Below are 20,530 nucleotides of genomic sequence, written 5' to 3'. Positions count from 1 at the left end.
GCTCACGCGTTGATACTCTCTGATGAACTTATATTTGGATGTACTCATGCGTTTCCAAGTTAGTGTTTGACCTAACACTAACTTGGCTTACGTGATGGTAACAAATGGTAAGTAACACGATAAGTTTCATTGCTGTGTTACGAAATACTTAAAGTGAAAATTGAGAAAGAAATGAGTAGCCTCGTTGCGTCATGAGCAAGCCCTGATAAATCCTAGTATGGGATTTCAAGGCTTATTTAAGATGACCTAACTAAACTTTACTTTTTTAAAGGCAACATACGTTTTAAGGTATTATCAGCCAAAATGTAATGATGGAATAATGCAGCTGCGGCATGCAAGCCTATTAAGTAATAACCTACTTCACCCACAGTCTCGTGTATTTCTTTGATAGTTTTAGCAAGATCTTTATTTTCACTTGCTAGAGGAGGTAGCTCTAAGCCAAAAAATGGCACTGGTTTACCAGCCATACTCAATATCAGCCAACCTGCTATTGGCATTGCAATCATGAAGACATAGAGCGCTAGGTGCACTAGTTTGGCCAATGTATTTTGCCACATTGCAGGCTCAGGTTTTATTGCAGGCGTTGAGCCTGCCAGCACACGCACCACTAACCTGATACCTACTAGAGCTAAAACAGATAAACCCAACATAAAATGCCACATTTTAAAAGCGTCGCGGGTTTCAGTGCTTTTATCAAATAACTCGCGTAATTCAATACTGCCAAACACTGTCACGATTAAAATAAACATAAGCCAGTGCAATACAATCGAGAACGAACTGTAATGAGTCGTTGTATTTTTAATCTTCATAATGCCCCTTTCGTAAAACACGTTCAGATAACTGCTAAATTTATGGATAACAGGTAGTTAGAATTAACCTATCTTGTGATCTTTCTTGTTGTAATGATCTAAGACAAAGAACAGATATCTATAAAGGATAAATTACTTGTTCATGGGGTTACTGTATTAATTTAAACTTAAAATAAACTTAAGTTATTTGATTAAATAAGCTTTCTACTCCTTAATTGCCCTAAAGCCTCGCCATGCATTATCGATGGCAATACGCAGTTTATTGCCCTAACTGAAATGCATATTTACGAAACTCTCACCATCTACTTCTATTTGAGTTCGTAGACTTTGAAATAAAACTTTCTGAACATTACCGTGAGAATAACAATCCACTTTTCCGATTGCTACAATCTTTTTATTCCATTTTAAAGATGGGCAATAATGAGCAATACTAAACGCATCAAATTATGAGAGTTAGGGTATTCAAAATGATTAAGACAGTTACTTTTGCAATGATGCACTTCGCAATCGCTTTCACAGTAACCTACTTTTTAACAGGTAGTTTTTTAATTGGTGGCTTGGTTGCTATTGTTGAGCCAGCTGTGAACACTGTTGCGTTTTACTTCCACGAAAAAGTATGGCGTAGTCTAGAGGGTAAGGATAGCTTAAAACAAAACCCAGATGGAATAATGTTTGCCTAACGACTAACAAAAGATAAACCTAGCATTCAACGAATTACGTACTTATTCATTGGAATTCATAGCTATGGTTGTAAAACAACCTTATTCACTGTTTTCGTTAAAAAAATAAAAAATAAAATATATTCATATCTATTATTAAAATATAGTGTATAGTTTCTGCAGCTCAAATAGCGAGCTATTAATGAAAATATTTAGTACAAGTTCATCTCAGTTTCTTTTCGAATCTATTCGTCATATATGCCCTGCGACTCTTCTTCCTTCATTTCCGATTTAGTAGCTAGAAATTAAAATTTATAAATATATCGAGGTATATATGTCTAACAAGACAACTGGTTCAGTAAAGTTCTTTAACGAAACTAAAGGCTTTGGCTTTATCTCTCCAGACAATGGCAGTCAAGATGTCTTTGTTCATTTCAAATCAATTGAAGTTGATGGGTTCAAAACTTTGCGCGAAGGCCAAAAAGTAGCTTTCAATATAGAGAAAGGGACTAAAGGTCCACAAGCAAACAACGTCACACTAGGCTAAGCAGCAACTAAAGAGGTATAACTAAAATGTACCTCTTTTTTAATCACGACTATTCATTTAGTTTCTTTTCTTAATTGACAAAATCCAAAATCTCTATTTTAAATCAATAGTTACTTAAGATAGAAAAAACACGAAGAGTACCGGGAGTATAATGAAAAAGAAAATAAAAAAACCCAAACGCGTTGGTGACATTATCAACCATGATGGCATTAAGTATAAAGACATTCACTCTGTTAGACGAAAAATTGAAGACATCCTAATTGAACGTGAACGTTTAAAATTACTGGAATTATAAAAATGAAAAAATCAAGAAAACCACAGAAAAGTACAAAAAAAATAAAAAAAAGTAATTTCGAAGAAAAACTAGAACAACTTGTCAACGAATATCGAAATGAAAAAGAGTATTTAGATAATTTAGTAGAAGGCAGCATTGAGTTTAATCAGCAAAAGATAAAGTGCGACTCTCTATACGCAAAAGCAGAGAGATTTATTAATAAACAAAGTTAATCCCTATAGTTAGTACAACCTCCTACCAAAATTAAAACCCTATTAAATCAACAACAATTTAAAATATTCATAAAGTTCATTAATGCATCAAAAAAAATATGGCTCTGTTATTGAAGCCTTCCCCCCTATTCAATCAATTTCAACAAACAAACTCTGTGTAGTATTTAGAGATAGAAGCAACCTAAAACGCGTTAATTTCAAAAACTCATTAGAAAAACACGCATTTATTTCTTGGTTACTACAAATGTAACCAAGCAGTATGTAAAAAGCGAGCATATCCATATTCCCAATAAAAACACTCATAGGCTTACCTATACTGAGTTCTGTCTAGGCTAAGTTTAGTTAGTCAAACACTAGATGATGGCCACCTTTCATTAGAGCTAATACTCAAATTAGGCTTGCAATTATCAGCTTTCAGCTTACACTTGTGCGCAAAGTGAGCGTACACTTGTAAGCTAAAGGCGAAAAATGAGAGCGTTATTAAATTCATTATCAAAACATTTATTGCATCATCAGTCATGGGTAGGATACTGGGAGCCGGTGGTTCAGTGCTTTAAACCCGGTTGGCGCGAAGGCTATTTTCGTGCACAAGTAAAACATGTACAGTTGTTTGCTGAACAATGCGTTGAGTTGATTATTGAGCCAGAAAAATCATGGCCAGTTCATCAAGCAGGCCAGCACATTGCGTTAACAATCCAAACAAATGGACGATTGCTTACGCGCGTGTTTACCATCGCAAGCGAACCACAATTGGCAAGGCAGCAGCGACAAATTCGTTTATTGATCCGCAGCCAAGAGTTCGGCGCATTTACATCAAAGCTAATAACTTTGAGGCCAGGGCAATGGCTTAATATTTCTGAGCCTAAAGGCCAGTTTGTTATACCAAATACCGCGCGCTCTTTAATCATGCTTGCCGGTGGCTCAGGCATTACGCCATTTATAGCCATGCTTAAATCTTTACCTGCAGATAGCAAACACACTATAACCCTGCTTTACTATGCAAAGCCGAACAGCCACTGGCTTAAAGATGAGCTTGAGCAACTAAAGCAATCACTGAGCAATTTTGATTATCACTTACTTGAGCGCAACAAAGATGGCGATGCGACGACATGGCTGACAACAAATGCGCATAAACACTGGTTAGTGTGCGGCCCAGCTGCTTTGTATAAGCAAGCAGCCGCTTTAGCTAAGCAATTAGATACGCCTATCGACAGTGAGCATTTCAGTGCAGTCCCTGCTGTTTTAGCAACCTCTGATAAGCACGAATTAACACTCACTCATCAGGGCAAAACATTCACTATTGATAACCAACAAACCTTACTGACCCACTTACAAGCGAATAAGCAACCTGTAACAGTTGGCTGTGGTATGGGAATTTGCCATCAATGCCAATGCGTTAAAAAGCAAGGCATCGTACGTGATATTCGCACCGGTGAGCTCTCTGATAGCTCAGAGCAGTTAATTCAACTTTGTATATCGCAACCAGTCAGTGACGTGGAGTTATCAGCATGAAGACAACAAAAACAGTCAATTTTGAAAAATTAGCAGCTCAACTCGATAGCGTTAAAGCAGATGTAAAATCAAAACTCGGTGAGCAAGACGCGAAATACATTCGCCGCGTTATTGTTTTCCAGCGAATGTTTGAATGGAGTGGCCGAATTTTATTAATGCTAGGCTTTATTCAGCCTGTTTTATGGCTAGTGGGTGTGCTTAGTTTAGCCACAGCAAAAATCCTCGATAACATGGAAATTGGCCACAATGTGATGCATGGCCAATACGACTGGATGAATGATAAATATATAAATTCAAAGTCTTACGAGTGGGATATAGCATGCGATGGAGCTAGCTGGAACCGTGTTCACAACTACGAGCACCACACCTATACCAATATTATTGGTAAAGATCGCGACTTCGGCTATGGATTACTGCGCTTATCGAATGACTTTCGTTGGCGAGTAAAAAACCTATGGCAATTTGTCACTTACTTATTGCTCAGTGTGCTGTTCCAATGGGGTGTGTCGTACCATGAAATGGCAGCCGAGCGAGTATTTTTTGGCAAGAAAAAAGATGACCGCGATTACAAAGTACCGCACAGTGAACTGAAAAAGCGCTTTTTTAGTAAAGGTGCACGCCAGCTAGTGAAAGACTACCTGCTCTTTCCACTCCTTGCTGGGCCTTTATTTTTGTGGGTTTTGGCGGGCAACCTAGTGGCTAATTTATTACGTAACCTGTGGACCTCAACCATTATTTTTTGCGGGCATTTTACCGGTGAAGTTGAAACATTTAACCAGCAAGACTGCGAAAATGAATCACAAGGCCAGTGGTATTACCGCCAAGCGTTGGGGTCATCAAATATCAAAGGGGGTAACCTGTTTCATGTAATGACTGGGCACTTGAGCTATCAAATAGAGCATCACTTATTCCCTGATTTACCCGCAAAACGCTACCGCGAAATTGCCCCTAAGGTGCAAGCTATCTTTAAAGAGCACGGTATTCACTACAATACCGGCGGCTTCTTTCGCCAGTACTTTTCTGTTGTAAAACGGATTGTGCGCTACTCTTTTCCATAATTGATAAACGCCAGTGCATAGCGCTGGCTTTTTTTTAATAATTTTATGGTAAGGAATTAGCTTCGAGGATCAGTTCGTTAATTTCTAACTGTAATTCATCATCTGCTGCTTGTTCCGCGAAAGTTAAAGCTGTATTAGCAAAATTTAGCGCTTGGGCCTTATTAGCTTTCTCTAGGTAGTTCTCTGCAATCGCAAAATTAATCGACGCTAAATAATCCTCTAGTTTGAATAGCATTGCTAACTCTAGCGCCTTGAAATAATAGCTAAGTGCAACTTCTGGCTTTTGATAGGTAAAGTCAGCGAGTGTTTCCCATTGAAACGGATGATCAAGCGGTGTGCCTGCAAACTTGTCGCATATTTCTTTTATTTTATTGTACGCCGCCCACTCTTGTTGTTTATTTGGAGCATTAACAATATCAAGCGCAAGTTGATGAATCGCCTCATAATGAGGTGGCTTTTTAATTGATTCAACCTCTCCAAATTGTGCCTTATGCATTCCCTGCCCTTTCTAAGCTAATTAAATCTCATTCGATTCAGACCAAACCCGTAACTCATCGAGAATATGCAGTGCTGAGCGGCCAAAGTCAGTAAGCTCATAAGTCACCGCTATCGGGCGGGTGCTAATAACATGACGGGTGATCATCGCTCTACTTTCAAGCTCTTTTAGACGTTGGTCTATCATCTTTTTGCTTGCACCACCCAGCATACGCGTTAAATCATTAAAACGCACAGGGCCATCTTTTAAATGATAGATAATAGATCCCGTCCATTTACCGCCAATCAAACGCATGCCTTTTTCAATGGCACACGGCTCCATGCAAGCATTTAAAACTTTTTTTCTACCCTTACTATCTGTTTCTACTGAACTTTCCAAAACATCCTCGCATTTTTCAGACTAGTTACAAAAAGGTGACTGGTTGATTAAATAATCTAGGTTACTATTATATACCACATAATGTATTTTGAACACGATAAAGTAACTAGCAAACGGATACTCAACTATGAAAAACGTATTAATTCTTAACGCACATCACTATTACCCTTTTTCTGAAGGTAAGTTAAATGCTGCTTTAATCGAAAAAGCCGACGCTTTTTTTCAAGCAAAAGGGTATCAAACTCGTGTGGTTAATACACAAGACGAATTTGATGTAGAAACTGAACTTGAGAACCATCAATGGGCAGATATCGTCTTTTTGCAATCACCTATTAACTGGATGGGCATGACTTGGTCATTCAAAAAATACATGGATGAAGTGTACACCGCGGGCATGGGTGGAGCGCTTTGCCATGGTGATGGTCGCCATCAAGACAATCCAAAAGCCAATTACGGTAAAGGCGGCACCTTAAATAACACTCAATATATGATGTCGCTGACTTTAAATGCACCTGCAGAATCATTTGCAGATGCCACTGACTTTTTTGAAGGTAAAAGTGTTGATGACCTTGTTTTCCCAATGCATATGAACTTTAAGTTTTTCGGTATGCAAGGGTTACCTACTTTCGCCTGTTATGACGTGATGAAAAATGCAGACATCGAGAGCGACTTTGCGCGCTTTGAAAAACACTTAAACGAAAATTTTTAAGGAACACTCATGAGTAACGAATCTGTTTATAGCAATAAACTCCATCCGGGCAGTGCATTTCCTAGTATTAGTGCTGCACTTTTGAATGGTGAAGAGGCTGTTCTTGGTCAACCTCAACACGGTGCAAGCTGGCAGCTTGTGGTTGTTTATCGTGGTAAGCATTGCCCTTTATGTACTCGCTATTTAAATAGCCTCGAGCAGTACAAAGCTGCGCTATTAGAAACGGGTGTTGATGTAATTGCTGTTTCAGGTGATAGCAAAGAGCAGTTAGAAGCGCATTTAGAGCAGTTATCTGTGTCATTTCCACTTGCTTACGGTTTGACTACAGAGCAAATGCAAGCATTAGGTACTTACATATCTGATCCCCGTTCACCGCAAGAAACAGATCACCCTTTCGCAGAGCCTGCACTGTTTGTGGTTAACGAGCAAGGTAATGTACATGTGGTTGATTATTCTAATAACCCATTTGTAAGACCTGATTTAGCAACCTTGGTAAGTGGGCTTAGCTGGATACGCGACCCAAAAAATAACTATCCAATTCGCGGTATGCATAAGTAGAGAGTAGCCATGAGCAAATTTACAACTTTGCTGATTGGCTTGGTGAGCATAATGATGTGCTCACCACATGCTTTTTCAGCACAGCTTCCCCATGCACATATTGCTTCACCTAATCACTATGAAGTATTGCTAGATAACAGTGAAGTACTTGTTTTGCGTATGACTTTAGCACCAGGTGAGCAAGATAATTGGCACACGCATAATGCCGAAACTGTCTATTTTGAGACGGGTGGTAAGGCAACCATCAGTACAAAAGAGTCACAAACAACACTTGAGATCCCCAATGGCTATGTGATGTGGCATGACGCATGGACTCATCAAGTCAAAAATGAGGGTGAAACCACCATCACTGCAATTATTGTCGAAAGGAAATAGGTAGGATCAAGTATGGCATTAGAAAACCACCCAATGTGGCGCTTACCTAAGCATCACCTAGATTTAAAAAGTTCACATGACCATGTTCATTGGGTTGAATTATTTTATGATCTTATCCATGTGGTAATCATTTTTTTGCTAGGTAATTTTTTAAGCGACCACTTACATTTAAGTGGTTTTCTTACTTTTGCAGGTTTATTCATCACCGTATGGTTCGCGTGGGCTGACTCCAGCGTTTTTAACTCACTCTATGTCAGTACCGATGTAAAACATCGGCTGATCATGGCCTGCCAAATTGTCACCGCCATGGTTATGGCAGCCTCGATCCCTCATGTACTTGATAAAGGCTGGACATATTTTGCATTAGCCTATGCCGCAAACCGCCTTATCACGGCTTATTTATTTCATCGCACCAATCAATTGGGGGTCGAATCAACAAAGTTAGCACGCAGTGTGAGCCGTAATTACTTTGCTCTTGCTATCATCTTTGCTATCACAGCCTTTATGCCTGCACCCTATCGTTATTGGGTGTTTGGCACTGCGATTGCCGCTATCCAGGTTTTATATATGGCTCCAAAAATTGGTGTACTTGAAAATAAACGCTTTTTACCACGCCTTGGGCATATGTCTGAACGCTTTGCCCTATTACTGCTCATCGTCGTAGGCGAAGGTTTCTTTAAATTGGTGATTACTTTATCAGAAAAAGGAATTTATAAAGTCGACCCCTCTGTACTAGTAAACTTTATGTTTGGTGGTATTGCAGTATTTGTGCAATGCTGGATTTACTTTGACTTTGTTGGCAATGGTAAGCCCAAAAATCAGCACAAATGGACACTCGTAAGTTGGTGGTTAGCTCACCTGTTTTTAATGTTATGTGCCATTATGGTTGGCGTTGCACTCGCCGGCGAAGTGAAAGGCGGGTTTTGGCAGCCGTACCCCCTAAAATATGGTGTCATTGGTTGTGTAGGGTTAGCAGGCTACTTATTGAGTTTATTGTGGATCCAGCTAATGATCGAACACCGTGTGGCCCATCGTTTTGCAACAGCTAAAGTAAGAATGTTTGGCGTTATACTCGCTTTAGTTACCATTCCCATTTTACCCTATGTACCTTCGCTCATTGGCAACTTACTTTGGGGCACAGCACTGATTTCACAAATTGCCTACCCAGTCACTCGCGCATACTTTACCCTTTCAAAAGAAGAAGCTAATTCATAACAATTAAAACACCTTTGCAAAAACGACAAAGGTGTTTTGTTATCCCTGCTGTTTTTCGCAAAAACTTTCCTCGCCATAATACCGTTATTCAATCATCCCTTTTCAGGGGTTGAAACAAGCGTTAACGGACTCATGTCTGTACTAAAGGCAATGAGAAATGCCGGTGTGAATCACATTGGCCTGCACTTTAGACGTAACGAATTCCCCATCGAATGGGCATTAAAGCACATCGGCGAACATGTTTTGCCCAAGTTCCATAACTAAGGAGTTATGATGTCACAATCAATTATGCCAAAACTGGGTTTTGGTACATTTAGATTACAAGACGAAGTTGCATATCAAAGTGTCCTAACAGCTATTGAAGAGGGCTTTAGACACATCGACACCGCGCAAATATACGGTAACGAAGAAGCTGTTGGCCGAGCGATTAAAGACAGTGGTATTGCACGTGGTGAGTTATTTATCACCACCAAAGTATGGAATGATAAGTTAAATAAAACGGACTTTATTAACAGCGTCAAAGAAAGCCTGACTAAACTCCAACTAGATTACATCGACTTATTACTTATTCATTGGCCAAGCCCTGCCAATGGCGAAAGCATGCATGAGTATTTAACCGAGTTACAATCAGCAAAAGAGCTTGGTTTAACGAAAGAAATAGGTGTTTCAAACTTTACCATTGCGCAAATGGAAGAAACCTTGCGTATTTTGCCAAAAGGCGCGTTATTTACCAATCAAGTTGAAGTTCATCCATACCTAACCAATCAAAAGGTACGTGATTTTTGTGCGCAAAACGACATTCTCGTTACTGGCTATATGCCATTTGCGGTAGGCAAAGTACTTAACGATCCAACCATCAAAGCGATTGCAGACAAACACCAAGTGAGCTCCGCTGAAGTGGTCATTGCTTGGGAATTAGCGCATGACATGGTGACGATACCGTCATCGACCAAACGCGAAAATATGGCTACCAACTTAAAAGCCCTTTCGCTTAGCTTAAGCCAAGACGAGATTGATCAAATTGATGCCCTTAGCTGCGGCGACAGGCAAGCAAACCCGGATTTTGCTCCTGACTGGGATCATGATGAAGTAAAAACAACTCATGCTTGGCAATTTCAAGGGGCTGATAAAGTGCTCGCTTTGGGATTAAAAGCTGTACCAGCACTTAAAGCAGGACAAATTTTAGTTCGTAACCTTGCGATTGGTATCAATCCAGTTGATTGGAAGTTTATTCAAGCTGATCCTATTAATTGGCCAGATACACACACACCTGGCGTAGACGGTGCTGGGGTTGTTGAGCAGGTAGGCGATGGCGTAGATACCAAACTAATTGGTAAAACAGTCGCTTATCATCATAGCTTAAGTGAAAACGGCAGCTTTGCTAAGCACTCGGTTCTTTATGCTGAACGTGTTATGCAGTTACCAAAAGAGTTAGCTGCTAATGTTGCTGCTGCATTGCCTTGCCCACTGCTTACTGCGTGGCAAGCCTTTAGCAAAATACCATTACGCAAAGACGAAAAAGTATTAGTTACCGGCATGGGAGCAGTTAATAAACTACTGACGCAAATGCTGAACCACAGTGGCTTTGAAGTTCATGCATTATCAAAAAGCTTAACGGCAGAGCAAGCAGAAAAGCTTGGCGTTAAGTTAGTATTACGCGACGCACCATCTGAAGGTGGCTACTTTGCACTCTTTGATGCTAATGGCCCTGAAGAAGCTAAAAAGTTAGTGCCACTCCTACAAGCAAATGGTCATGTGATCAGTATTTTAGGGCGTATTGAAACCCCAGTCGATGAGCCATTCACACGCACTATTTCTTATCATGAAATTGCCCTTGGCGCATTACACGATTATGGTGATACACAGCAATGGCAACGTCTTGTAAGTGATGGCGAAAAGCTCCTTAATGACATTGCGTCGGGTACTTTAAATGTTGAAGAACCTACAGACTTTGAATTTAACAATCTCAACGATGCGCTTGAGTTTTCTAAAGTTCAAAAGCAAAAAGCCGTTGTCGTTGTTTAGTTATCATTTAAAAGGCCTCTTCTGAGGCCTTTTTTATTTTATGCGACTGTTTCGTTGGCTGTTTTATTGATTACAGCTAGGTGATAAATAATCACTAAGTTTGCAATAAACCACAGATCTTTAATCACAAATTGACCAAGTCCTGCTAAAACCGTCGAACTGCTAAGCGCATTCGGTGCGGTAATTAAAAATGTTTGCGTCATGATAAAAACAGCGCAACAGGCAAGCCCTGCCAATACTATTAACTTATTGTTTTTAATCAACAAGCCAACACAAAGCAACAGCACACTGACAATATCAAATACACCAATTACATTCGATGCACCCTGCACACTAAAAACCTGATATAACCACGACATAAACGGCGATGTTTCGACAAGTGTTACAATCCCCTTCGCTTCAAAAGCAAAAAACTTCATGGCGCCAATCCAAACCAGCACTAATGCCACCGATGCATAATTTAAAGCAATATGCGCTTTATCACTCAAAGCATCTTTGTAAAACACAAATAAAAACAGCGGAATAACAGCAAAATACTTAATGATCCCCTGCCCCGACCCAATTACAGGAAAGCCCCCTTCACTTGCAAGCCAACGATTAGCGCCAAACAATGTAAGTAAGCAGACAAGTGCAATGACAAGAGCTGTCACGGTAGGAAGCGCCCTATTTATAAACCCTAAATGTGAATGAAGGCTGGTAATGCCAACAAAGCAAAATGCAAAGCCTGCGATCATACTCATGATGTGAGCTGGCACCTGAGCGTCTAATTTATAAAATGAAAAGATACTGCCAATGGCATTGGGGTTTGCTCCCAAGATAAAAGACAAACCCAATAACGAAAAACTGATGGTGATAAGTGCAATCACTAAATTATTTGATGTACGTAAATTCATTTAAACCCCTCTCTACTGCTTGTTTAAAAGACCTCAGTTAGGGATAAAAACATTCACACTGAATTAAAATATAAGAAAATTCTGATAGTCATTTTTTATAAACCATTGAAAAATTATGAAAAGAATCGACACTGCTTGATTTTATTTAGGCAAAAAATAAACCTCTTTTTTTTCAATATCAGCAATTTTGTTCAAGTTTTTAGGTTGCCTGCTTCGCTATATTGGCGTAGGAATAATAACGAAGCGCACAACCTTCAGGAGCATCTGTGAGCAAAGACAATCACTTTAAGTACATCAACAACGAACAGCATCAGAGCATCTCGATGTTGACTGCGACTATGAGTGATTTTACCTATGCAAAGCATGCTCACGAAGAGTATTCAATTGGCATTACTCTACAGGGGCGGCAAGATTTCTTTTGTCGTAATGCGTTTTATAAAAGCGTACCTGGCAATGTTATTTTGTTTAACCCTGAAGATATTCACGATGGTCACTCTGGCACTGAGCAAAACCTAGAGTATCTAATGCTGTACATTCATCCCGATGAATTTCAGCCTTTGTTCAAAGCGCTAGGATATCAGCAAGATTGTACATTACGTATGGCAAACACCTTGTATGCTGATCCATTACTGCGTAATCAAGTGATTCACTTATCAAAGCTTTTACAAACCAATAGCACCAGCAAAATAGAGCGAGAAGCTGCAGTATTGCAAATGGCGCAATCTTTAGTAAGGCTAAACGGTAGCCTTGATTTACCGGCTTTAAGCACCCGAGTTGATAGCTTACTTCTGCACGCAAAAGACTACATTTTGGCAAATATCGACAATGACATTTCTATTGATGACATTGCCCATGCTGCCACTATGTCGAAGTATCATTTTATCCGCCGCTTTCGCGAGCACTTCGGTATTACTCCACATCAATATGTTTTGAACTGTCGTATTAATTATGCCCGTAGAGCGTTACAGGTTGGCCGCGATGCCACCAGCGTAGCGGTTGAATCTGGCTTTGCAGATGCCAGTCACCTCAATCGTAACTTCAAACGAGTATTCGGTATGACACCAAAACAATTTCAACTGCAATGGGCTCGTAGATAGAGCTAAATGACTGATTTGGAGCTGTTATGGCAGATATTTTTGCATATGCTATTGGCATTATGTACACCCCTGGGCCAATCAATTTACTCGGCTTAAGTAGTGGCTTAAATAAACAAACTCGTTCACACCTTGGATTTTTTATTGGCGTGGGTAGCGCGATGTTTATCTTATTTGTTCTGCTTGGCTACCTTGGCTTACAAGTGATCAATCCGCAGTTTTTGCCTTATGTGAGCTTAATTGGTTGCGGCTATATTTTGTATATTGCTTGGAAGGTCGCAAAAGCAAAAGTACAGGTGAGTGATACCTCAGCGGATGCCTCACTTAGCTTTTTCGATGGCCTGTTTATGCAGCTATTAAATCCAAAAGCCTTAGTGGCCACTTTGCCAATTGCTACGATCCAGTTCCCAAGTGCAGATATTACCGGCGCTGCAATCGTATTTTGGTCTCTTATTTTAGCCATTCTTGCCTTTGGTGCGCCTACAAGTTACTCGTTAGCGGGTTTAATGCTTGGCAAGCAAGCATCACGGCCGGGTGTTTTTAACATGTTTAATAAATTAATGGCTGTTTTGTTGGTTTATGTCGCGCTAATGATTGCCTACGAGCATGTGCTAACCCCGTTAATGGCCTAAAATTGATCATCCCTCGCAAACAGGCATAATAGCGTTATTCAGCAAACGGTTATCACAAAACAATGCAAGGCAATCTATCTATTCGCTCTTACAGTACTAAGCCTGTTAGTCATAGCCATGACTATCATCAACTTGTACTGCCCTTAAAAGGTGTGATTGCTATTAGTGTGGGTGATTTTCAAGGTAAAGTCGCCCCCGGTGAATGCGTGGTTGTCAAAGCCTCGCAAACACACCTGTTTACCGCAATGCCAGAAGCCCGATTTGTGGTGGCCGATATGCCCAAGCTACCAGATAACCTGGCCACTGCTGAGCGCTGCGTGTTTGCTATTAATCAATCACTTTGGGCATTTTTGCAGTTTGTGGCAAAGCAACTTGAGCAAGCGGTTAATCGTGAATTAGAACTTGCCATGTTTAACACCTTCAATTTGCTGTTAGCTGAGCAAATTATGCAGCCTAAGGTCGACAGCCGAATTAGCGAGGCACTGCTTTATATCGACAGTCACTTAGGTACTCCTCTTCAAATCAAACACCTTGCCAGCATTGCCTGTTTAAGCCCAACGCAATTTAAGCTGCTGTTTAAGCAACAAACAGGATTGACTGTTATGAACTATGTAACCAAACAGCGAATGGAAAAAGCCCAAGCCTTACTCAGCCATACCGACTACCCGTTGCAGCGCATTAGTGAGTTAGTTGGTTACAATGAGCTTTCATCTTTTAGCCGCAGTTTTTCAAAGTACTTTGGCTTATCACCGAGTAAATTCAAAAAGTAACTTTAGTTTTTAACGCCAACAAAACCGTCCTTTTTGTCAAAAACTGCACATCAATTTTGATTATGCTTTTGATATCTTAAATTTACAGCGAATCATCAATGAACCATACCATCGCGACCATTGCCGTTTTAGTTGCCAGTGTATTTTGGGGCACAACAGGCACAGCCGCAAGCTTTGCACCAGACATTAGCCCTTTTGCAATAGGTGCGTTTGCGATGGGATTTGGCGGCGTATTACTTTGCCTAACCTCAATAAAACAGCTAATAAACAATGCTAGTACACTGCGAAAGCACTACCCCCTAACCCTACTAGGTTCAGCTTGTGTTGCTATTTATCCGCTGGCATTTTATACCTCTATGAATAGCGCAGGTGTGGCAATTGGTACCGTTATTTCGATTGCCAGCGCCCCATTATTTACCGTCTTATTAGAATACTTAATTGAAAAAAAGCCCATTGCAACTCGCTGGCTAGTCAGCTTTTGCTTTGGTGCTATTGGCATTGGCTTAATTGCGTTAGGTAAAGAACATAACCTTGCTGCTAAGGGGCTGTTTAGCCAAAACATCGGCATTTTACTTGGCTTAATTGCAGGGCTTACCTATGCGGGTTACTCATGGGTTGCCAAACGTTTAATTAGCAACGGCGTTCATTCAAGAGCGACCATGGCAAGCCTATTTGGCGGCGCAGCATGTATACTCTTGCCTTCGTTATTAATTACTGGAGATGCGCTTTTTGCCACAGCTACCAATACCAGCGTGGCGCTTTACATGGCCATAGTACCGATGTTTTTCGGTTATTGGCTATTTAGTATTGGTTTAAAAACCATAGCGGCTAGCCAAGCTGTGCTCATTACGTTACTTGAGCCTATCATCGCCACCATACTGGCTATTGTGATTTTAAATGAGCAATTTCAGCGAATTGGCTGGCTTGGCATTGGCTTAGTGAGCATTAGCTTGGTAATTCAAACGGTCAATATTAAGCAGTTCGTGATACACTGCAAAAAACGCATATTGACGATTTAAGATGAGAAAAGACAGCCGACTATCACGGGTTTTACATGTGCTGATCCATTTAGACAGCTACAACCACCCTGTTACATCAGAGACATTAGCAAACATGTTAATGACCAACCCAGTGGTCGTGCGCCGTACTATGGCGTTACTGCGTCAAGCAGGTTATGTATCGGCAATCAAAGGTCACAATGGCGGCTGGCTACTGGCCACTCCCTTAACAGACATCACCTTATTTGATATTCACCAAGCGCTTGGCGAAAAGAACCTGTTTGTCATTGGTCTAACCGATGAGCACAGCAACTGCCCTATCGAACATGCAGTGAACAGCGCCCTGCAAAATGCGATGGATGACGCAGAAGCCCTGTTATTAAAACGTTTTGCTGAAGTGTCGCTTGCAGAGCTTGCCAGTCAATTTAAAAAGTAGACTTACCTTGAAAAACTTGGTGACTTCACAAATTCATACAGCACCTTAATTGGCAGGGGCTTACTAAAGTAATAGCCTTGTACTTGAGAGCATTCAAGCTCTTTAAGTATGTTCAGCTGCTGCTCGCTTTCAACGCCTTCAGCAATTGACTCCATATTTAACGCACTGGCTAAATCAATCATGGCTTTAACAATTGCTTTATCAGCATCGCTGGGGTTTTCTAAATCATCAATAAATGATTTGTCGATTTTTAGCTTATCGAGAGCAAAGTCTTTTAAGTAATTCATTGACGAATAGCCTGTGCCAAAGTCATCAATCGACATTTTAAACCCTGCTTCACGTAGTTTTGTAATCGTGTTTAATGCAAATTTAGGATTCCCAATAGCAATGGTTTCCGTTAACTCAAGTTCAATACATTCAGGCTCAATAGAATAAGTTTGCAACACCGAAATTAAATCACCAAGCAGCTGTTTTTTAACAAACTTCGTTGCCGATAGATTTATTGCAAAAGTAATTGGAGGCATGTTGTCATCTTGCCACTGGCGAATTGTTTTCACGGTATTTTCGAATACCCAGTCATCAATTTCGCTAATGCGGCCACTGCTTTCAGCAATAGGTATAAATTCAGCAGGTGATACATTGCCTAGAGTTTCGCTGTTCCAGCGTAATAATACTTCAACAGCCACCACAGCGCCTGAGGCTATATCTATTTGTGGTTGAAAAACTAAATAAAGCTCATTATTTTCAAGGGCAAAATTAAGAGCATTGATGATTTGTAATTGCCTAAGGCCAGATTTATTCATTTCTTCGGCGTAAAATAACGCATTGTTTCTACCCTGCCGTTTAACCTCAAACATCGCTGATTCTGCTTTTTGCAGTAGCGGCTCAAATTCTTTGCCATCCATCGGATACAGCGAAACCCCCACCGATGCCGTAACAACAATGAGTTCATCATTTATCGTAAGTGGCTCACTGATCACCCTTAATAGATCGTGGCTGCTCTTATTTATAGCGCCGGTGGAGGTATAAGGCGTAATAAATGCAAAGCGGTCGCCTTGCAGCCGTGCAACCATAATATCCTCACCCATGAAATTACAAATTCGCGCACTCAAGGTTTGTAGCACAAGGTTGCAACTCGCCATTCCCAATGCTTTATTGAGAATCTTAAAGTTATCCAACCCAATTAAAATAAAGGCTGCTTTTGTATCTGCTTGAAGCTTAATGGTTTGTTCAAATTCCATCTGCAACTTGTCTTGGTTTGCAAGCCCTGTTAGCTGATCAAAATAAGAAAGTTGATGTATGAGGGTTTCACTTTCGACTTCTTTAGTCACATCATGCTGAAACGAAATGTAGTTACTGACTTTCCCTTGTTTATCCATTATTGGGTAAATGGTCGTTTGCTCAACAATCACTTTACCGTGCTTAGTCATGTTAACCAAAGCACCCACCCAGGCTTTGTGATTATTTAGATGCTCCCACATAGCTTGATAAACAGCAGGTTCAGTTTGCCCGGCACTGATTTTATGCGGGCTCTGGCCTATTAGTTCATCATACTCGTACTGACACATATCAAGATATGCGCGATTCATATATTCAATTTTTGCATCAGTATTGGTAAACATAATGGGGTGTGGATTTTGCTCAACCGCTTGAGACAGTATGTGCATGCGTTTGTTTAAATTAATTTTATGAAACCATTGCCACACTGACTCAGCCCAAACCGTTAGCATGTTTTTATCTTGTACACTAAACACCTTGGTTTGATGCTGCAAAATAATGGCCATATGACATTGACTATGGCGTATCACGGGCACCACTAACAATGAGTTAGAGTCACTTGGTAACCCGAATTCTTTTGCATGTTTACGATTAACAATGACAGCTTCTCCTGCTGCTATTTTGGCTTGTAATTTTTCAGTGCATACTTCAAACGTATTGCCTTGCTCAGCACTGTAGGCATGCTGTTTTAGCTCGTTGCAAATAAACAAAGCCGCACCATCACAATTGGTAATTTCGAGGGCTTGGTTTACAGCATAATTTAACAACACATCTTGATCGTCTTGAAACGATATTTCGGTTAAGTGTAATAAACCCCGATTAAACTTACTTTGCTGGGCAAGTGCCGCCATACGCCCTACTTTCTCTGACACATCGCGGGCGTTCACCAAATACGTTGGGCCATCATTATCGTGCTCGAACAAAGTCACCGAAAATTCAAAATGAATCACCCAACCATTTACGCTAATGGGTAAGGTATTGACCAAACAGACACCTGATTTTTTTGCCTCCATTAGCGTTCGCATAAAATCTTGCGTATCTGATTTCGCAAACATATTACTAATATTTTGCCCAACCATCGCTTTAGTAAACACATGGCTATCGGAGTTATCACTGAATACTTCACGAAAGGTACCGTCTTTTTCTAGCTCAAAAACCGAGTCTGGCAGTGCGGTGAGCGTTGCTTTTAACTGATTAGAGGAGTTATCTAGTGCCGCATACGGTTTAGTGACGGTTTCAACAAAGAGGATTTTATACAGCAAAAAGTAGGTGAGCCCTTTATAAACATGCCCAAAAAAGTTAAAGGTGTTGGTGGTGTGTGATGCATCATTAAACATCACAAAACAAGCCTCACTTAAAATAGCTAATAGACATACTAATGTTTTACCTGCAATGTTTAAGTTTGCTCTAGGTTTACGAAGCTGTGTCGCGAACATGACGACGGCGGCACCGTAAAGCCCCAAAACAAGTAGCTCAATTAAAAACTTAATATGACTCCCGCCTACTCCTTCAATATATATTTCTGGCAGTAAATCAGGAAAGTAAAAGAATGTGCTTGCGATAGTCAAACAACAAAGCAACAAAGAGGTAAGCAAAGCACGCGCGTTTAACGGTTTATAATTAACCCAAATTCCTGCCGCAATAATTAAAAATGCAGCCCCATTAAACAACCGAGCAATAAGCCAAAAACTCAATACCAGATTCATATCAGCATGGCCGTCATGCATGCTATCAAAGGCTAAAAAATGTAATGAATCAAAAATAGCAACGCACAACATTGTGCAAGACAGTAGTAATAGTTTGTAGTTATTCGTGAAGTGCCAAGTGTTCCAACCAATCGCAAATATTAAAAACGAAATCACAACTGAAAATAATTCGACGCTCGTATGCATCGCTACATAAAAAGGAATAGCAGCAATAAGGCCTAATCGCTCAAGTAGCAAAACAACAGCCAGCAGCAATACCCCTAACGCAATATAAGGTACAGTGTGTAAAAGCTCTTTTTGATGTGATGGATGAATAACGTATTTCACTATAGCTTTTGACTATATTTAATTAATACCCTTAGAAAAAAGGATAGTAAAAATAACCAATAACGACAGTGAAATACCAAAAAAGATGAGGTAAATGCGCTAAGTATGACTTAGCGCATCTTCTATTTAGCTTTATTGAATGGGTTGCGGGTGTCTTGGTCGGCATCGAGATTACGCATCAAAATTGCGTGATCTAAATCGATATCTTCTGGCAGAGGAATTTTAACAATATGGCCAGAACCTTTTGCATCGCTAATGGCTTCGCCTTTTTTGTTTTCCATAAAATCCAGCTTGAAGTTGATGTTGCCTTTTGGTGTCATAAGCTCAAGTGAATGACCAGTACAGAACTTATTTTTCACATCAATTTCAACTAAGCCATTATCGTTGCGACCTAATACTTCACCCACAAACTGCTGTTTATCTGACACCGAATGACCGTACTCATAGTTTTGATAGTCTTGATGAGCATGGCGTTTTAAAAACCCTTCTGTATAACCACGATGCGCTAAGTTCTCAAGAGTTTTAAATAAGTTTGCGTCAAATGGACGACCAGCAACGGCATCATCAATGGCTTTACGATACACTTGTGCAGTACGAGCAACATAGTAGAAAGACTTGGTACGGCCTTCAATTTTTAAACTATGCACGCCCATTTTCGTTAGTTGATCAACATATTGAACTGCACGTAAATCTTTTGAGTTCATTATGTAAGTGCCATGCTCGTCTTCAAAAGCAGGCATGTATTCACCAGGGCGGCCCTGCTCTTCAAGCATGAATACTTCGGTACTTGGCGCACCATCACCTAGGGTTGGGATCACCGCTTTAGGGTCGATTTTATGCACCATTTCGCCGGTTTCATTTTCGGTGCCTGGTTTCACATCGTAGTTCCAACGACATGCATTAGTGCACGTTCCTTGGTTTGGATCGCGTTTATTAATATAACCCGATAACAAACAACGGCCAGAGTACGCCATGCAAAGTGCACCGTGAACAAACACTTCAAGTTCTGTATTTGGGCATAGCTCACGAATTTCAGCGATTTCTTCAAGCGATAATTCGCGCGATAAAATGACTCGCTCAATGCCCTGCTGAGCCCAAAAGTTCACTGTGGCATAGTTCACCGCATTGGCCTGCACAGATAAGTGAATCGGCATATCTGGCCATTTCTCACGCACTAGCATGATAAGCCCTGGATCTGACATGATCAGCGCATCTGGCTGCATCTCAATGACAGGCTCAATATCGCGTAAGTACGATTTTACCTTGGCATTATGAGGAGCAATGTTCGACACTACATATAATTTTTTATTTTGCGCATGCGCTTCGTTGATACCGGTTTGCAGGTTATCTAAGTCAAACTCATTGTTACGAACACGAAGGCTATAACGAGGTTGGCCAGCGTAAACGGCATCTGCACCATAAGCAAAGGCATAACGCATATTCTTTAAACTACCCGCAGGTGATAACAACTCAGGTGTAAAAGGGCGAGGGTTCAAAATAGGTGACGACATGAAAGCTCCACACATCGAACCGAGTACAAGTCGGTTG

At 40.5% G+C, this 20,530-nt stretch carries 22 protein-coding genes and 1 pseudogene; 17 read left to right on the top strand and 6 right to left on the bottom strand.

The genetic code is table 11. The features are described 5' to 3' along the window. Positions 1 to 257 precede the first annotated feature (257 nt). Positions 258 to 809: a cytochrome b gene (locus CWC28_RS08415; protein WP_138624980.1), complete on the bottom strand. Its 552-nt coding sequence runs from the start codon at positions 807 to 809 to the stop codon at positions 258 to 260. A 467-nt stretch (positions 810 to 1,276) separates the two neighbouring features. Here CWC28_RS08415 and CWC28_RS08410 point away from each other — a divergent pair, with 467 nt between their 5' ends. The 6 genes from CWC28_RS08410 to CWC28_RS08390 all read left to right on the top strand — a co-directional run bounded on the left by CWC28_RS08410 (position 1,277) and on the right by CWC28_RS08390 (position 5,092). Further along, positions 1,277 to 1,489: a DUF2061 domain-containing protein gene (locus CWC28_RS08410; protein ID WP_063704260.1), complete on the top strand. Its 213-nt coding sequence runs from the start codon at positions 1,277 to 1,279 to the stop codon at positions 1,487 to 1,489. 313 nt (positions 1,490 to 1,802) lie between these two features. After that, positions 1,803 to 2,015: a cold-shock protein gene (locus tag CWC28_RS08405; RefSeq protein ID WP_063704258.1), complete on the top strand. Its 213-nt coding sequence runs from the start codon at positions 1,803 to 1,805 to the stop codon at positions 2,013 to 2,015. Positions 2,016 to 2,166: 151 nt separating this feature from the next. Beyond that, a complete protein-coding gene (locus tag CWC28_RS21920; protein WP_171038298.1) occupies positions 2,167 to 2,310 on the top strand; it encodes a hypothetical protein in 144 nt (47 codons plus the stop codon). A gap of 2 nt (positions 2,311 to 2,312) precedes the next feature. After that, the gene (locus tag CWC28_RS08400; protein WP_105173681.1) at positions 2,313 to 2,522 is read left to right on the top strand and encodes a hypothetical protein; all 210 of its coding nucleotides are present in this window, start codon (positions 2,313 to 2,315) and stop codon (positions 2,520 to 2,522) included. Positions 2,523 to 2,990: 468 nt separating this feature from the next. After that, positions 2,991 to 4,034, top strand: a complete 1,044-nt coding sequence (locus CWC28_RS08395) for a flavin reductase family protein (protein WP_138624979.1) — start codon at positions 2,991 to 2,993, stop codon at positions 4,032 to 4,034. Further along, positions 4,031 to 5,092: a fatty acid desaturase family protein gene (locus CWC28_RS08390; protein ID WP_138624978.1), complete on the top strand. Its 1,062-nt coding sequence runs from the start codon at positions 4,031 to 4,033 to the stop codon at positions 5,090 to 5,092. Before CWC28_RS08395 ends, CWC28_RS08390 begins: the two co-directional genes overlap by 4 nt. 43 nt (positions 5,093 to 5,135) lie before the next feature. Here the strand turns inward: CWC28_RS08390 and CWC28_RS08385 are convergent, their stop codons facing one another. Both CWC28_RS08385 and CWC28_RS08380 read right to left on the bottom strand, forming a co-directional pair. Then, a complete protein-coding gene (locus CWC28_RS08385) occupies positions 5,136 to 5,588 on the bottom strand; it encodes a hypothetical protein (RefSeq protein WP_063704250.1) in 453 nt (150 codons plus the stop codon). A gap of 21 nt (positions 5,589 to 5,609) precedes the next feature. Continuing rightward, a complete protein-coding gene (locus tag CWC28_RS08380; protein WP_054553546.1) occupies positions 5,610 to 5,966 on the bottom strand; it encodes a winged helix-turn-helix transcriptional regulator in 357 nt (118 codons plus the stop codon). Positions 5,967 to 6,093: 127 nt separating this feature from the next. Between CWC28_RS08380 and CWC28_RS08375 the strand changes: the two genes are divergently transcribed. The 6 genes and pseudogenes from CWC28_RS08375 (at position 6,094) to CWC28_RS08355 (ending at position 10,848) form a co-directional block, all read left to right on the top strand. Further along, a complete protein-coding gene (locus tag CWC28_RS08375) occupies positions 6,094 to 6,675 on the top strand; it encodes an NAD(P)H-dependent oxidoreductase (protein ID WP_063704248.1) in 582 nt (193 codons plus the stop codon). Positions 6,676 to 6,684: 9 nt separating this feature from the next. Next, positions 6,685 to 7,233: a redoxin domain-containing protein gene (locus CWC28_RS08370; RefSeq protein ID WP_138624977.1), complete on the top strand. Its 549-nt coding sequence runs from the start codon at positions 6,685 to 6,687 to the stop codon at positions 7,231 to 7,233. A 9-nt stretch (positions 7,234 to 7,242) separates the two neighbouring features. Continuing rightward, entirely contained in the window at positions 7,243 to 7,608 is a 366-nt protein-coding gene (locus tag CWC28_RS08365; RefSeq protein WP_234003601.1) for a cupin domain-containing protein, read from the top strand. A 12-nt stretch (positions 7,609 to 7,620) separates the two neighbouring features. Continuing rightward, on the top strand, positions 7,621 to 8,823 hold the full coding sequence (locus tag CWC28_RS08360; RefSeq protein ID WP_138624976.1) for a low temperature requirement protein A: 1,203 nt from the start codon (positions 7,621 to 7,623) through the stop codon (positions 8,821 to 8,823). A 270-nt stretch (positions 8,824 to 9,093) separates the two neighbouring features. Next, positions 9,094 to 9,903: pseudogene (gene dkgB, locus CWC28_RS22520) on the top strand (2,5-didehydrogluconate reductase DkgB); the annotation flags it as partial. 51 nt (positions 9,904 to 9,954) lie between these two features. After that, complete coding sequence (locus CWC28_RS08355) at positions 9,955 to 10,848, top strand: alcohol dehydrogenase catalytic domain-containing protein (protein ID WP_105173803.1); 894 nt, start codon at positions 9,955 to 9,957, stop codon at positions 10,846 to 10,848. Positions 10,849 to 10,886: 38 nt separating this feature from the next. On the opposite strand, the gene CWC28_RS08350 is transcribed toward CWC28_RS08355, so the two are convergent. Continuing rightward, positions 10,887 to 11,741: a DUF417 family protein gene (locus CWC28_RS08350; protein WP_105181674.1), complete on the bottom strand. Its 855-nt coding sequence runs from the start codon at positions 11,739 to 11,741 to the stop codon at positions 10,887 to 10,889. A 266-nt stretch (positions 11,742 to 12,007) separates the two neighbouring features. Between CWC28_RS08350 and CWC28_RS08345 the strand changes: the two genes are divergently transcribed. From CWC28_RS08345 to CWC28_RS08325, 5 genes are all read left to right on the top strand, one after another. Then, positions 12,008 to 12,838 carry an AraC family transcriptional regulator gene (locus CWC28_RS08345; protein ID WP_138624975.1) on the top strand — a complete coding sequence of 277 codons (831 nt, stop codon included), beginning with the start codon at positions 12,008 to 12,010 and terminating at the stop codon, positions 12,836 to 12,838. A 26-nt stretch (positions 12,839 to 12,864) separates the two neighbouring features. Continuing rightward, positions 12,865 to 13,467 (top strand): LysE family translocator, encoded by a 603-nt coding sequence (locus CWC28_RS08340; RefSeq protein WP_105181672.1) that lies wholly within the window; start codon positions 12,865 to 12,867, stop codon positions 13,465 to 13,467. 62 nt (positions 13,468 to 13,529) lie between these two features. After that, positions 13,530 to 14,237, top strand: a complete 708-nt coding sequence (locus tag CWC28_RS08335) for a helix-turn-helix domain-containing protein (protein ID WP_063530088.1) — start codon at positions 13,530 to 13,532, stop codon at positions 14,235 to 14,237. Between the two features lie 98 nt (positions 14,238 to 14,335). Next, the gene (locus CWC28_RS08330; protein WP_105181671.1) at positions 14,336 to 15,256 is read left to right on the top strand and encodes a DMT family transporter; all 921 of its coding nucleotides are present in this window, start codon (positions 14,336 to 14,338) and stop codon (positions 15,254 to 15,256) included. 1 nt (position 15,257) lies between these two features. Further along, a complete protein-coding gene (locus CWC28_RS08325; RefSeq protein ID WP_063704231.1) occupies positions 15,258 to 15,671 on the top strand; it encodes an Rrf2 family transcriptional regulator in 414 nt (137 codons plus the stop codon). 2 nt (positions 15,672 to 15,673) lie between these two features. On the opposite strand, the gene CWC28_RS08320 is transcribed toward CWC28_RS08325, so the two are convergent. Beyond that, positions 15,674 to 18,982, bottom strand: a complete 3,309-nt coding sequence (locus tag CWC28_RS08320) for a bifunctional diguanylate cyclase/phosphodiesterase (protein WP_138624974.1) — start codon at positions 18,980 to 18,982, stop codon at positions 15,674 to 15,676. Between the two features lie 122 nt (positions 18,983 to 19,104). Continuing rightward, positions 19,105 to 20,493, bottom strand: coding sequence for a prephenate-dependent tRNA uridine(34) hydroxylase TrhP (gene trhP / locus CWC28_RS08315; protein WP_063704218.1), 1,389 nt, complete (start codon positions 20,491 to 20,493; stop codon positions 19,105 to 19,107). Positions 20,494 to 20,530: the final 37 nt, after the last annotated feature.

This window comes from Pseudoalteromonas sp. S4492, assembly GCF_005886115.1.
In the GTDB taxonomy this organism is placed as follows: Bacteria; Pseudomonadota; Gammaproteobacteria; order Enterobacterales; family Alteromonadaceae; genus Pseudoalteromonas; species Pseudoalteromonas gelatinilytica.
Note: the sequence above shows the minus strand (reverse complement) of the source record. Positions and strands in the feature narration are given on the sequence as shown.

Excerpts from the sequence above, each read along its gene's own strand:
- CWC28_RS08415 (WP_138624980.1), bottom strand. The coding sequence starts at position 809 with ATGAAGATTAAAAATACAACGACTCATTACAGTTCGTTCTCGATTGTA.
- CWC28_RS08410 (WP_063704260.1), top strand. The coding sequence starts at position 1,277 with ATGATTAAGACAGTTACTTTTGCAATGATGCACTTCGCAATCGCTTTC.
- CWC28_RS08405 (WP_063704258.1), top strand. The coding sequence starts at position 1,803 with ATGTCTAACAAGACAACTGGTTCAGTAAAGTTCTTTAACGAAACTAAA.
- CWC28_RS21920 (WP_171038298.1), top strand. The coding sequence starts at position 2,167 with ATGAAAAAGAAAATAAAAAAACCCAAACGCGTTGGTGACATTATCAAC.
- CWC28_RS08400 (WP_105173681.1), top strand. The coding sequence starts at position 2,313 with ATGAAAAAATCAAGAAAACCACAGAAAAGTACAAAAAAAATAAAAAAA.
- CWC28_RS08395 (WP_138624979.1), top strand. The coding sequence starts at position 2,991 with ATGAGAGCGTTATTAAATTCATTATCAAAACATTTATTGCATCATCAG.
- CWC28_RS08390 (WP_138624978.1), top strand. The coding sequence starts at position 4,031 with ATGAAGACAACAAAAACAGTCAATTTTGAAAAATTAGCAGCTCAACTC.
- CWC28_RS08385 (WP_063704250.1), bottom strand. The coding sequence starts at position 5,588 with ATGCATAAGGCACAATTTGGAGAGGTTGAATCAATTAAAAAGCCACCT.
- CWC28_RS08375 (WP_063704248.1), top strand. The coding sequence starts at position 6,094 with ATGAAAAACGTATTAATTCTTAACGCACATCACTATTACCCTTTTTCT.
- CWC28_RS08370 (WP_138624977.1), top strand. The coding sequence starts at position 6,685 with ATGAGTAACGAATCTGTTTATAGCAATAAACTCCATCCGGGCAGTGCA.
- CWC28_RS08365 (WP_234003601.1), top strand. The coding sequence starts at position 7,243 with ATGAGCAAATTTACAACTTTGCTGATTGGCTTGGTGAGCATAATGATG.
- CWC28_RS08360 (WP_138624976.1), top strand. The coding sequence starts at position 7,621 with ATGGCATTAGAAAACCACCCAATGTGGCGCTTACCTAAGCATCACCTA.
- CWC28_RS08350 (WP_105181674.1), bottom strand. The coding sequence starts at position 11,741 with ATGAATTTACGTACATCAAATAATTTAGTGATTGCACTTATCACCATC.
- CWC28_RS08340 (WP_105181672.1), top strand. The coding sequence starts at position 12,865 with ATGGCAGATATTTTTGCATATGCTATTGGCATTATGTACACCCCTGGG.
- CWC28_RS08335 (WP_063530088.1), top strand. The coding sequence starts at position 13,530 with ATGCAAGGCAATCTATCTATTCGCTCTTACAGTACTAAGCCTGTTAGT.
- CWC28_RS08330 (WP_105181671.1), top strand. The coding sequence starts at position 14,336 with ATGAACCATACCATCGCGACCATTGCCGTTTTAGTTGCCAGTGTATTT.
- CWC28_RS08325 (WP_063704231.1), top strand. The coding sequence starts at position 15,258 with ATGAGAAAAGACAGCCGACTATCACGGGTTTTACATGTGCTGATCCAT.
- trhP (WP_063704218.1), bottom strand. The coding sequence starts at position 20,493 with ATGTCGTCACCTATTTTGAACCCTCGCCCTTTTACACCTGAGTTGTTA.